The following is an 11,942-nucleotide window of genomic DNA, read 5'->3' as shown; positions in this document are numbered from 1 at the left end:
TGACGCGCGACCCATCGAATGCGAGTGCCTCAAGGATCACGCATTCTGGTGAGCTGACTCAATGGTCCAAGACGGCATAAATCACGACGTTGGTCTTGTAGTGCCCCGTCGCATGGTCGAAACCGCCGCCACAGGTGATGAGCCGTAGTTGCGGATCGGGCGTCGGGCCGTACACCTCCCTGGTCGGAAAGCCCGCCTTCGCGTACGAGCGCACCTCTTCCACCCGGAAGACCGCCCTCCTGCCGCGCGCATCGGAGAGCTGCGCGGTCGCGCCGCGGCGCAGCCCGCCGAGCCCGGCGAAGACCGCCGGACCCGTCGTGGAGTCGACGTGCCCGACGACGACGGCCGGGCCCGGCCGGCCGGGCCGCACGCCGCCGGCGAACCAGCCCGCCCGGGCCGGGTCCACCGGCGACCGCAGCTCGCCGTCCGGCCCCATCCGCAGCCGTTCCAGCGAGGTCCGGACGCCGATGGACGGGACGCGCAGCTCGACCGGGTCGCCGATGCCCGCGTACCTCGGCCGGGCCGACTCCCGCGCGGCCTGGCCGGGTACCGCGGACCAGCCCGGCGTGGGCCCGGACGCCGGCCGCTCCGGGCCGCCGCCCCCGCAACCCGCGGCCGAGGCGGCCAGGACCAGGCACAACGAGAGCGTGCGCACGGCTCCGGCACGGAGCACGTCAGGCACGGCTCCGGCACGGAGCACGTCAGGCACGGCTCCGGCACGGGGCAGGTCAGGCACGGCTCCGGCACGGGGCAGGTCAGGCACGGCGGCGCGATCTGACCAGCACCACCGCGCCGGCGCCCGCGGCCACGACCGTGAGCCCCGCCAGGGTCCAGGCCGTCCGGCCGCCGTCGCCGGTCTCCCCCGCCCCGCCGGTGCCGCTCGTTCCGGCGCGTCCGGCCATGCCGCCGAGCCCGGCGTTCACGCCGCCGGTCGGCGTCTGCGAACCCTGCGCGACGTCGACGAGCGACAGCAGCTTGAGGCCGGGTTTGCCGTCCAGGACGACCACCGTGTGCACCGAGCCCGCGCCGAACGCGACCCGCGTGCCCGCCCGCTGCCCCGACTCGCCGCGCACGCGCACCTGCGCCGTCCGGGCGGGCACGATCTCGTACGGGGCGACGGAGGCGAACCGCAGGTCGCTGGCGAGCCGCGTGCCCCCGAGGCTGACGTCGACGCTCGGGACCTTGAGCGAGGCGGCGATGACCCGTACCGCCGCGCACCCGGCGGGCAGGTCGACCGAGTCGTCGACCACCTGCAGCTTGATGCCCTTGTAGGGGCCCATCCCGGCGACGGTGTAGGCCGCGCCGTCGCGCACCCGCACCTCGGCCGACAACACCGGCTTGCTCGACGCCGCCGCGTTGGCCGGCCGCATCGCGACCGTGTAGGTGCCGCCGTTGAGGCGCTGGTAGGGGGAGAGCGCGCCGTAGGCGACGTGCCGGAGGACGAGCCGCTGGTGGCGCCGGTCGAGCGCGCCCTTGCCCGAGTAGAGGTAGACGTCGACGGCGGGGGTGTCCGGGGACAGGTGGGCGAGGCGGACGTATCCCTGAGACGGGGCGGCCGAGCCCGGTGCGGCGCCGAGGCCGACCGTGCCGGCGGTCAGGACCGTGACCGCGCCGGCCCGGGCGGCCTTGGCGAGCGTGCCCGGGCCCTCACCCGGACGGTGGAGCCGGAGCTGTACAGATGTCTGCATGCGTTGCTCCCTGCGGGGCCTGAAGGCGGCGGGACGCGCGCGCTCGGCGAGCTCAAGGTGAGCGACGCGTCACGCTCCGAATGGGGCAACATTTCAATGCAAAGCACTGTTACAGGGCAATACGGTGGCCCAAAGCGTCATCGGCCACATTGGGCCACCGCCCGGTTACTCACATGGCGCGTACAGCCGGCGGGTTCCGCTTCCGGCCGCATACGCTGCGCGATCGCTGAAACGGCAGCCGTAACCGGCCGCGGCGACGGTCGCCGGGTCGCGCACGTCGTCACCGGCCGGGCGCCTCCCGTCGCGCACCCAGCGGCTCAGGTCGTCCCACGCGGCGCCCACCTCGGCCGCGGAGAACTCGCAGTGCTGCGTGGCGCGGATCGCGCGCTGCACCAGCAGGCGGGTCCGGCCGTGCCGGGCGACGTCGTCGCGGTAGGCCTGCTCCATGGAGAACGGCACGAAGAGGTCGCCGAGGTTGTGCAGGCTCAGCACCGGCACCCGGGGCACGCCGAAGATCTGCGGCGACTGCGTGAGGAACGGGGAGTAGCGCGCCCGCGGGTTCTCGGGCCGGACGCGCTGGACCACGCGGTCGATGGCGACCGGGGTGTTGGGCGTGTAGCGGGTGCCCGCGTTGGCCGCCACCTGGCCGGGGTCCTCGGCCACCGTGCCCGTTGCCGGGCCGCCCTGCGAGAACAGGAAGTCCTTCCAGACCGAGAACGCGCTGTCGGCGCCTGGGCGCGGGCCGCCGCTGCGGTTCACCGTGACCGCGCGGAACTGCTTGCCCAGCGGGCTGGAGATCTCGGTCGAGCCGGGGGTCAGGCCGTCGATGCCGAGGGCCTCCTGGATCTTGGGGACGGTGACGCCCAGGTAGTCGTCGCCGGGCGGGTAGGCGCGCACGCCCGACAGGCCCTGGGACACCAGGTGGAAGTCGAGGAAGAAGTCGAACAGCGTGTTGTCGCCCAGCACCCCGCACATCGGCAGGCCGCCGGCGTAGAAGCGCGGGTACTCCTCCAGCGAGCGGCCGGTGACGTGGCCGCCCATCGAGACGCCGACGATGTACGTCCGGCGCGGCTCGCGCACGAGGTCGCCGAATCGCACGGCCAGGTCGTGGGTGCCGGTGACCCCGGCGCGCACGTCGTAGCCGTTGGCGTAGTACGACGAGGCCGCCCACGCGTAGCCCTGGTCGAGGAGCCGCTGGCGCAGCCCGAACCCCGGCGGCTGGACGGTGAGCACCTTGCCCTGGCCGGCGTAGCCGTGCGCGTACATGACGAGCTCGCCGTTCCATCGGGGCGGGATCTCGATGTCGTACGCGGCGTGGCGGTGGACGCCCTGCAGCACCCGGGACGGCCGCCCGTCCACCAGGGCGGGCGCCAGCGGCGGGTTGACGATCGTGTAGCCGGGCAGCGGCTGGTCGTCCGGTACCCGGTCGCCGGCCGCCACCGCGGGCGCGGCGGCCGGAGCCACGGCCGTGCCGGCCGCGAGCGCGAGTCCGGCGAGGAGAACGAGGAACCTGCGTCGGCGTCGGGGCATGACGCTCTCCTTGGGGTGGGAGATCAGTCTCCGGAGGGTGGATGGAGTTGTGGGGGCGCCGGCGAGGCGCGCTCAGCGCGCGGCGCGTTCCGCCCGTTCGACGCGTTCGATCTCCAGGGCGGCCTCCCGATGCTCCGCCCGCAGCGGCTTCTTGTCGAACTTGCCGGTGGTCGTCTTGGGGATCTCGGGGAGGAAGGCCCAGCTGTCGGGGACCTGCCAGCGGGCGACCTTCCCGTCGAGGAACGCCGCCAGGTCGCCGGCCGTGACGGGGGCCGCGTCCGGGCGCAGCACGACGCAGGCCAGCGGCCGCTCGTCCCAGCGCTCGTCGGGGATGCCGATGACGGCGGCCTCCAGGACGGCGGGGTGCGCCATCAGGTGGTTCTCCAGCTCGACGGAGGAGATCCACTCGCCGCCGGACTTGATGACGTCCTTGGCCCGGTCAGTGATCTGGAAGAAGCCGCGCTCGTCGATGGTGCCGACGTCGCCGGTCCGCAACCAGCCGTCGTGGAACTTCTCCGGCGCGGGGTCCCGGTGGTACGCACCGGTGATCCAGGGGCCGCGGACCTCGATCTCGCCGACGGACGTGCCGTCCCACGGCAGCTCCTCGTCGGTGTCTCCGACGATGCGCATCTCGACGCCGGCCGCGACGCGGCCCGACTTGAGCCGCCAGTCCAGGTCGGCCGGCGTGCCCTGCTCGACCTCGGGCGGCGGGATCGCCATGCCGCCCAGCGGGCTGGTCTCGGTCATGCCCCAGCCCTGGACGATGCGGAGGCCGTGCCGCTCCTCGAACCGCTCCAGCAGCGCGCGCGGCGCGGCGGCGCCGCCGGAGGTGCCGGCCCGCAGCGAGGACAGGTCGATCTCGTGCGCGGCGCCGTACTCGTAGATCGCGCTCCAGATGGTGGGCACGGCGGAGGCGAACGTCGTGCGCTCCGCCGCGATGAACGCGGTCAGGTGGTCGGGCTGCAGGAACCGCCCGGGCATGTGCAGGGTGGCCCCGGACAGGAACGCCGCGTACGGGAGCCCCCACGCGTTCACATGGAACATCGGGACGATGGCCAGGACGCGGTCGGCGGCGGTGATGCCCTCCAGGGACGCCGACTGGACGGCCAGCGCGTGCAGGAAGGTCGAGCGGTGCGAGTACACCACGCCCTTCGGGTCCCCGGTGGTCCCGCTGGTGTAGCACATGGACGCCGCGGCGCGTTCGTCGATCTCGGGCCACGCGTAGCCGGGCTCCTCGGCGGCGAGCAGGTCGTCGTACCGCAGCACCGGGACGCCCCGGCGGTTGGCCTCAAGCGGCGACGCGTCCCCGTCTCCCACCACGACGAACGCCTCGACGGTCTGCAGGTCGTCGGCCACGCGGGCCAGAAGCGGCACCAGGCTGTCGTCGACGATGACGACCTCGTCCTCGGCGTGGTTGACGATGTGCGTGAGCTGGTCGGGGAAGAGGCGGATGTTGAGGGTGTGCAGGACCGCGCCCATGGACGGCACGGCGAAGTAGGTCTCCAGGTGTTCCTGGTGGTTCCAGCAGAAGGTCGCCACCGGCGTTCCGGTGCGCACGCCCAGGCGGGTCAGCGCGGCGGCGAGGCGCTCGGCGTTCTCCGCGGTCCGCGCGTAGGTGACGCGCCGGGCTTCCTCACCCGTCCAGGTGACGCATTCGCTCCCGCCGTGCACGCGTGAACCGTGGCGCAGGATCGCGGCGATCGACAGGGGGAAATCCTGCATGGTGCTGGAAATCATGACCGTTCTCCGGGGGTGACGTCGTCTTCAACAGCACATACCGACTGGTCGGTACAGTAGGCCGGGCCCCGGACAGCGTCAATCGGGGACCGCCCCCGGTAGGCTGATCGCCCAAAGGCGGCGGAGGTTGGTTGTGACGGGGACACAGACGGGGCCGGTGGCGGGGCTGCCGATCCCCGACCGGCTGCTCGCCGTCGCGACCCGGATGTTCGCCGGCAAGGGCTACGCCGGCACGTCCGTCCAGGAGATCGTCGAGGCCGCGGGCGTCACCAAGGGCGCGATGTACCACTACTTCGGCGCCAAGGACGACCTGCTCTACGAGATCTACCACCGGCTGCTCGCGATGCAGATGGGCCGGCTGGAGCGCATCGCCGACGGCCCCGGCTCGCCGGAGGAGCGGCTGCGCGCGGCGGCGCTGGACGTGCTCGCCACCAGCTTCCTGCACCTCGACGACTTCACCGTGTTCTGGCGGTCGATGCACATGCTCTCGCCCGCGCGGCAGCAGGCCGTGCGCGAGGAACGGCGGCGCTACCACGACCGTTTCCGCTCGCTGGTCGAGGAAGGCCAGCGGGCCGGCGCGCTGCGCGCCTCGCAGCCGGCCGACCTGGCCGTGCACTTCTTCTTCGGCGCGGTGCACGCCATCCCGGCCTGGTACAACGCCGCCGGCCGGCTGGAGGCGGAGGCGATCGGGCGCCACTACGCCGACCTGTTCCTGGACGGTCTCCGGACCGGCCCGGAGCGTGCTGACTAAGCGCTCACTCAGTATGCTGGGCGCGGACGGAGGGACCGCCTCCACCCGGGCGCCGAGAGGGGGCACATGGCCGGCCGGACCACGCAGATCCCCCGCGCCGCGGCGGACGACCAGGAGCTCCGCGACCTCGAGGAGGCCTGGTCCGACGTCGAGCCCGCCACCGCGCGGCGGCTGCTCATCGCGGGCGTCACGGCGTTCGCGGCCAAGGGCTACCACGCGACGACCACCCGCGACATCGCCGAGCACGCCGGGCTGAGCCCGGGCGGGCTCTACGTGCACTACCGGTCCAAGGAAGAGCTGCTCTACCGGATCGCGCTGACCGGCACCCGCGACAGCCTCGAGCACGTCCGGCGCGCGGTGGCGGGCGCGCCCGGCGACCCGGAGTCGCGCCTGCGCGCGGTGGTCGGCTCGCTGGTCGTGCGCGGCGCGCGCTACCACACCACCGGGCGCGTCATCGAGTACGAGCTGGGCTCGCTGGAGGACGGCCACCGGGCCGAGGTCGCCGCCATGCGCCACGAGATCTCCGCCATCGTGCAGGACGTCATCGAGGACGGGGCGCGGCAGGGCGTGTTCGACGTCCCCGACGTCCCGGGCACCACGCTGGCGGTCCTGTCGCTGGCCATCGACGTCGCGCGCTGGTACCGGGCGTCCGGCCGGTGGGCGCCAGAGGAGATCGGCGGCCTCTATGCCGACCTCGCCTGGCGCCTGGTCCGCCGCGTTCCCTGAGCCGCGTTCCCTGAGCCACGTTCCCTGGGCACGTCCCTCAGAAGGCGCCGTCCGGGATCTCCATGAGGGCGTTGTCGGTGGCGTCGAGGACGGCGCGCCGCGCCCCGATCTCGGGCAGGACGGTGGCCGCGAAGAAGCGCGCGACCGCCGCCTTCCCCTCGTAGAACTCCGCGTCGGCGCCGCTCGCGCCGGCGTCCAGGGCCGCCAGCGCGACGGCCGCCTGCCGGGCGAGAAGCCAGCCGATCACCAGGTCGCCGACGCTCATCAGCAGCCGCGTGGTGTTCTGGCCGACCTTGTAGACCTCGGCCGGGTCGCCGGCGGAGTCGCGCAGCCAGCCGTTCAGCCGTGCGGCCATGCCGCGCACGTCGGCGAGCGCGGCGGCCAGCGCCACCCGCTCGGCCTTCAGCCGCGGCTCGCCCTCGACCCCGGCGAGGAACTCCTCGATCGCGCCGGTCACCACGCCGAACGCCTGCCCGCGGTCCCGGGCGATCTTGCGGAAGAAGAAGTCCTGCCCCTGGATGCCGGTGGTGCCCTCGTACAGCGAGTCGATCTTGGTGTCCCGGATGTACTGCTCCAGCGGGTAGTCCTGGAGGTAGCCGGAGCCGCCGAACGTCTGCAGCGACAGGGTGAGCTGCTCGTACGCGCGTTCGGACCCCACGCCCTTGACGATCGGGAGCAGCAGGTCGTTGACGCTCTCGGCCAGCCGCGCCCCCGCCTCGTCGCCGGCCGCGCGCGCCTCGGTGGCGGCGTCCAGCCAGTCGGCCGTGTAGAGGTAGGTGGCCCGCAGCCCCTCGGCGTAGGCCTTCTGCAGCATCAGCATGCGGCGCACGTCGGGGTGCCGGTCGATGGTGACGCGCGGCGCGGTCTTGTCGGCCGCCCGGGTGAGGTCGGCGCCCTGGACGCGGGTGCGCGCGTACTCCAGCGCGTTGAGGTAGCCGGTCGACAACGTGGCGATGGCCTTGACGCCGACCTGCATCCGCGCCGACTCGATGACCTTGAACATCTGCGCGATGCCGTCGTGCACGCCGCCGACCAGCCAGCCGACGGCGGGCTCCCGCTGGCCGAACGTCAGCTCGCACGTGGTGGAGACCTTGAGGCCCATCTTCTTCTCGACGTTGGTGGCGTGGACGCCGTTGCGCGCGGTGGGCTCGCCGGTCTCGGGGTCGAACCGGAACTTGGGCACCAGGAACATCGACAGGCCCTTGGTGCCGGGTCCGGCGCCCTCGGGCCGGGCCAGCACGAAGTGCATGATGTTCTCCTCCAGGTCGTGCTCGGCGGAGGTGATGAAGCGCTTGACGCCTTCGATGTGCCACGAGCCGTCGGCCTGCTCGACCGCCCTGGTCGTCCCCGCGCCGACGTCGGACCCGGCGTCCGGCTCGGTGAGCACCATGGTGGCGCCCCAGCGGCGGTCCAGCATGATCTGCGCGATCCGGCGCTGCTCGTCGGTGCCCAGCCCGTGCAGCAGGCCGGCGAAGCCGGGGCCGCTGCCGAACATGTAGACCGGCGCGTGCGCGCCCTGGATCATCTCGATGATCGACCACCAGAGCGTGCGCGGCGCCGCCGTGCCGCCCATCTCGACCGGCAGGTCCAGGCGCCACCACTCGGCCTCGGCGTAGGCCCGGTAGGACCGGTGGAACGCGGCGGGCATCGTGACGCCGTGCGTGGCCGGGTCGTAGACGGGCGGGACGCGGTCGCACTCCTCGTACGACTCGGCGACCGGCCCGGAGGCCAGCCGCTCGACCTCGCCGAGCATGTCCCGCACGGTGCCGGCGTCCAGGTCGGCGTACTCGCCCGTGCCGAGGCGGCGGTCGACGCCGAGCACCTCGAAGAGGTTGAAGTGCAGGTCGCGCAGGTTGCTGCGGTAATGGGTCACGGGCTCGTCCTTCGGGGAGTTCGGCACTTGTGAGGTTACTAAGCGCTCGCTTAGCATGACCACGATCACATGGAGGTGTCAATTTGTTCGGGACCCCGATCGAGCTGTCCGGGCCGTCGCGCGCGCCGCGCAACCTGCTCGCCGAGCAGACCTACGGCGACCACGCGAGCATCCACGACGAGACGACCGCCCAGCGGCTCGGCGTCGCGGGCGCGGCCATCGAGGGGCCGACGCACTTCAGCCAGTTCGACCCGCTGCTCGCCGCGTTGTGGGGGCGGCGCTGGTTCGAGGAGGGCTGCCTCAGCGCCCACTTCCAGGCGATCTGCGTGGAGGGCGAGGAGACCCGCGCGCTGGTGACGATGGACGGGCCCGAGCCCGTCCGCGTGCACCTGCGCACCGAGAAGCCGGACGCCACCGTCGTCCTGTCGGGCACCGCCACGCTCGGCGCGGACGCCGGGCCGACGGCGCTGGACGAACGCCTCGCCAGGGCCAGGCCGCCGGCCGGCGAGCCGGTGATCTACGCGGGCTGGGAGCCCGGCCGCACCGGCGCCGCCCCCGAGCACGTGCGGATGGGCTTCGACACCCACATGGGCGACCTCTATCCGTTCACGCTCCGCCGGAAGCTCGGCTCGATCACCGAGCCGAGCCCCTGGTACGAGTCGGCGGAGACGCCGTGGGGCCGGCCGGTCGTGCCGGTCGAGATGGTCAGCGTGCTGGCCATGGCCACGTTCGGCGAGTCCGGCCTGCGGAAGGCCGAGCCGTCGGTGGGCCTCTTCCTCGACCTGGAGATCAAGATGATCGCCGGGCCGGTCTTCGTCGACGAGCCGTACGTGCTCGAACGCCGCGTCGTCGCGCTGGGCGAGAGCCGCCGCACCGAGTCCGCCTGGATCCTGACCACGGTCACGGCCGAGTCCACCGGCGCCAAGGTCGCCGAGGTGCTCCTGCACCAGGGCGTCTTCAAGCAGTCCTACCCGCACTACCCCGCCGACCGGCTCGAGGGAACGGTGAGGGAAACGGAGAACGAACCGCGCCTTCGGCCATCCACGGCGCCCTCGCGGACGAATGATTAGCGGGCTTTTGCCCGGGACCTCTCGGGCGTACCGTCTGAGGGGATGAGCGAGGAAGGGCATCTCGACGTGAACGGGTCTCTCGCCGCATGGGCGCTCGACGCCTGCCCGGCGGACGAGGCGGCCCGCGTCGCCGCGCACCTGGCCGAGTGCGCGCGGTGCGCGCGGGAGGCCGCCCGCCTGCAGGACACCACGTCCCTGCTGGCCACCGCCACCGCGGCACCGCCTCCGCCCGCCCTGCGTTCCAAGGTGCTGGCCGCCGCCCGGCGCCGCCGTGCGCCGGGGGCCCTGGCCGGGCCGGTCACCGAGCCGGCCGCGGCCTACGCCGCGCAGGTCGACCTCATGGACGACCTGCTCATGTCGCTCACCCTCGACCTGTGGCGCGCGCCGCTGAAGAGCTACGGCTCCGTGCTCGACCTCGTCACGCACCTGACCGGCAACGACGTGGTCTTCGCGGCCGACGTCGGCCTGCCGCGGCCCGCGATCGCCCAGTACGGGCCGCACATCGCGTGGAACACCCAGGCCCGCGCCATCGTCGAGGGCGTCTCCACCGGCGGCGTGGCCCTGCTGGAGCGGGACGCGTCGCTGGCGGGCGCCCGCGAGGTGCGCGCGCCCGGCCGGTCGGCCCTGGTCCAGCGCACGTTCGAGACGTGGACGCACGCCGACGACATCCGCGCGATCGCGGGACGCCCCGCGGTGCCCCCGCCGCCCGAGCACCTTCGGCTGATCGTCGACCTGGGCACCGGGCTGCTGCCCCGCGCGCTGCGGTTCCTCGGCCGTGAACGGCCGGGCCTGACCGCCCGGCTGGTGCTCACCGGCCCCGGGGCGGGCGTGTGGTCGGTGCCACTGGCGTTCGGCGGCGAGCCGGGCTCGCCCGACATCACGATCACCGCGGACGCCGAGGACTTCTGCCGCCTGCTCGCCGGGCGCCGCACCCCGGCGACCTTCGCGCACGAGTCCGACGGCGACCCCGCCGTCGTGGCCGACGTCCTGCACGCCGCGTCGACCCTCGGCTGCGACTGAGGCGGCGTCATCCCGCCTGGATCAGGGCGACGGCGGCGCAGGCCAGCGCGGCGGTGCTGGTCAGCGAGCGGACGACGTTGTAGCGCACCCAGACCGGCTCGAACCCGGCCCGGACCGCCGCCAGGTCGGCGATGCCGTCCGGGTCCCCGGCGGCCACCAGCGCGTTGTTGAGCGGGACGTGCAGCACGAAGGTCACCGCCAGCGTCGCGGCGTAGAGGACGAGCGCCGCGACGATCCACGGCAGCGCCGGGTCGCCCAGGTGCAGTACGGCGGCGATCGCGGTGAAGACCAGCGCGCCGCCGAAGCCGACGGCGAACCAGCCGTTCAGGATCGCCACGCTGATCCGCTGCATGGCGTGCACGAAGGTACGGTCGTCGGTCCGCTTCAGCGCGGGCATGATGGCGTACGAGAAACTCGTGAACAGCCCGCACATCATGCCGAGGGTGACGGTGCTCGCGATCAGGACGAGGTTGCGTGTGATCTCCATGCTCCCGAGTCAACCGGGCCGCGGGCGCCGGGGGCATGGCCGGGACGCTCGACCGCATACGCGGGCGTCCACGGTCGGCGCGACGGCCCGGTCTGCGCTTAACCTGTGCTCATGGACGCGCTCACCGATCTTCTTGACGGGCCCCGGGCCCGCGGGGCCTTCATGCTGCGGACGATGCTCGACCCGCCGTGGGCGATGCGCATCCAGGACGAGGCCCCGCTGTGCCTGGTCGCGATCGTCAGGGGCCACACCTGGGTCGTCCCGGCCGAGGGCGACGCGGTGCGGCTGGCGGCCGGGGACGTCGCGATCTTCCGCGGGCCCCACCACTACACGTTCGCCGACGCGCGCGAGACCGAGCCCCAGGTGGTCATCCACCCGGGCAACCGCTGCACCACGCTGTACGGGGAGCCGCTCGAGGAGAAGATGTCGCTCGGCGTGCGGACGTGGGGCAACAGCGCCGACGGCCGCGACGTCATGCTCGTCGGCACCTACCAGCTGCGCGGCGAGGTCACCCAGCGGCTCCTGGCCGCCCTGCCGCCACTGCTGGTGATCCCCTCCGACTCCTGGGACAACGCCCTGATCCCGTTCCTGGCCCAGGAGATCGTGAAGGACGACCCGGGCCAGGAGGTCGTGCTCGACCGGCTGCTCGACCTGCTGATCATCTCGTCGCTGCGCGCCTGGTTCAACCGGCCGGGGGCGAACGCGCCGGGCTGGTTCAGGGCGCACGGCGACCCGGTCGTCGGCCCCGCCCTGCAACTGCTGCACGACGACCTGGCGCACCCGTGGACCGTCGCCGCGCTCGCGACCAAGATCGGCGTGTCCCGGGCCGCGTTGTCGCAGCGGTTCGGCAAGCTCGTCGGCGAGCCGCCGATGGCCTACCTGACGGGGCTGCGGCTCGCGCAGGCGGCCGACATGCTGCGCGAGACCGACAGCACCCTGGAGGCGGTGGCCCGGAAGGTGGGCTACAGCAACGCGTTCGCGCTCAGCACCGCGTTCAAGCGGGTCCGCGGCGTCAGCCCGCAGGAGTTCCGCGAGCGCGCCGCCGCGGCGCCGCCGTGAG

General features: G+C 73.3%; 11 protein-coding genes. 5 read left to right on the top strand and 6 right to left on the bottom strand.

Going from position 1 to position 11,942, the window contains the following annotated elements; genetic code table 11:
* Window positions 1–58 precede the first annotated feature (58 nt).
* The 4 genes from ABZ810_RS40350 to ABZ810_RS40335 form a co-directional block, all read right to left on the bottom strand.
* A complete protein-coding gene (locus tag ABZ810_RS40350; RefSeq protein WP_358412199.1) occupies window positions 59–682 on the bottom strand; it encodes a class F sortase in 624 nt (207 codons plus the stop codon).
* Between the two features lie 73 nt (window positions 683–755).
* Entirely contained in the window at window positions 756–1,688 is a 933-nt protein-coding gene (locus ABZ810_RS40345) for a DUF4397 domain-containing protein (protein WP_358412198.1), read from the bottom strand.
* Window positions 1,689–1,853: 165 nt separating this feature from the next.
* Complete coding sequence (locus tag ABZ810_RS40340) at window positions 1,854–3,218, bottom strand: hypothetical protein (protein ID WP_358412197.1); 1,365 nt, start codon at window positions 3,216–3,218, stop codon at window positions 1,854–1,856.
* Window positions 3,219–3,290: 72 nt separating this feature from the next.
* A complete protein-coding gene (locus ABZ810_RS40335) occupies window positions 3,291–4,955 on the bottom strand; it encodes a long-chain fatty acid--CoA ligase (RefSeq protein WP_358412196.1) in 1,665 nt (554 codons plus the stop codon).
* Window positions 4,956–5,088: 133 nt separating this feature from the next.
* Here ABZ810_RS40335 and ABZ810_RS40330 point away from each other — a divergent pair, with 133 nt between their 5' ends.
* Together ABZ810_RS40330 and ABZ810_RS40325 are read left to right on the top strand one after the other, a co-directional pair.
* Window positions 5,089–5,706, top strand: a complete 618-nt coding sequence (locus ABZ810_RS40330) for a TetR/AcrR family transcriptional regulator (RefSeq protein WP_358412195.1) — start codon at window positions 5,089–5,091, stop codon at window positions 5,704–5,706.
* Between the two features lie 66 nt (window positions 5,707–5,772).
* Entirely contained in the window at window positions 5,773–6,432 is a 660-nt protein-coding gene (locus ABZ810_RS40325; RefSeq protein WP_358412194.1) for a TetR/AcrR family transcriptional regulator, read from the top strand.
* A gap of 37 nt (window positions 6,433–6,469) precedes the next feature.
* Here ABZ810_RS40325 and ABZ810_RS40320 read toward each other — a convergent pair whose 3' ends face one another.
* A complete protein-coding gene (locus tag ABZ810_RS40320) occupies window positions 6,470–8,305 on the bottom strand; it encodes an acyl-CoA dehydrogenase (RefSeq protein WP_358412193.1) in 1,836 nt (611 codons plus the stop codon).
* 83 nt (window positions 8,306–8,388) lie between these two features.
* Between ABZ810_RS40320 and ABZ810_RS40315 the strand changes: the two genes are divergently transcribed.
* A complete protein-coding gene (locus ABZ810_RS40315; protein WP_358412192.1) occupies window positions 8,389–9,375 on the top strand; it encodes a hypothetical protein in 987 nt (328 codons plus the stop codon).
* A 42-nt stretch (window positions 9,376–9,417) separates the two neighbouring features.
* Window positions 9,418–10,395, top strand: coding sequence for a maleylpyruvate isomerase family mycothiol-dependent enzyme (locus ABZ810_RS40310; RefSeq protein ID WP_358412191.1), 978 nt, complete (start codon window positions 9,418–9,420; stop codon window positions 10,393–10,395).
* Window positions 10,396–10,402: 7 nt separating this feature from the next.
* Here the strand turns inward: ABZ810_RS40310 and ABZ810_RS40305 are convergent, their stop codons facing one another.
* Window positions 10,403–10,882 carry an anthrone oxygenase family protein gene (locus ABZ810_RS40305; protein WP_358412190.1) on the bottom strand — a complete coding sequence of 160 codons (480 nt, stop codon included), beginning with the start codon at window positions 10,880–10,882 and terminating at the stop codon, window positions 10,403–10,405.
* 111 nt (window positions 10,883–10,993) lie between these two features.
* On the opposite strand from ABZ810_RS40305, the gene ABZ810_RS40300 reads away from it, so the two are divergent.
* The gene (locus tag ABZ810_RS40300; RefSeq protein ID WP_358412189.1) at window positions 10,994–11,941 is read left to right on the top strand and encodes an AraC family transcriptional regulator; all 948 of its coding nucleotides are present in this window, start codon (window positions 10,994–10,996) and stop codon (window positions 11,939–11,941) included.
* Window position 11,942: the final 1 nt, after the last annotated feature.

The organism is Spirillospora sp. NPDC047279 (assembly GCF_040643285.1).
Taxonomy (GTDB): Bacteria; Actinomycetota; Actinomycetes; order Streptosporangiales; family Streptosporangiaceae; genus Spirillospora.
This window is presented reverse-complemented; position numbering and strand designations above follow the sequence as displayed.

Excerpts from the sequence above, each read along its gene's own strand:
- ABZ810_RS40325 (WP_358412194.1), top strand. The coding sequence starts at position 5,773 with ATGGCCGGCCGGACCACGCAGATCCCCCGCGCCGCGGCGGACGACCAG.
- ABZ810_RS40335 (WP_358412196.1), bottom strand. The coding sequence starts at position 4,955 with ATGATTTCCAGCACCATGCAGGATTTCCCCCTGTCGATCGCCGCGATC.
- ABZ810_RS40340 (WP_358412197.1), bottom strand. The coding sequence starts at position 3,218 with ATGCCCCGACGCCGACGCAGGTTCCTCGTTCTCCTCGCCGGACTCGCG.
- ABZ810_RS40345 (WP_358412198.1), bottom strand. The coding sequence starts at position 1,688 with ATGCAGACATCTGTACAGCTCCGGCTCCACCGTCCGGGTGAGGGCCCG.
- ABZ810_RS40310 (WP_358412191.1), top strand. The coding sequence starts at position 9,418 with ATGAGCGAGGAAGGGCATCTCGACGTGAACGGGTCTCTCGCCGCATGG.
- ABZ810_RS40300 (WP_358412189.1), top strand. The coding sequence starts at position 10,994 with ATGGACGCGCTCACCGATCTTCTTGACGGGCCCCGGGCCCGCGGGGCC.
- ABZ810_RS40305 (WP_358412190.1), bottom strand. The coding sequence starts at position 10,882 with ATGGAGATCACACGCAACCTCGTCCTGATCGCGAGCACCGTCACCCTC.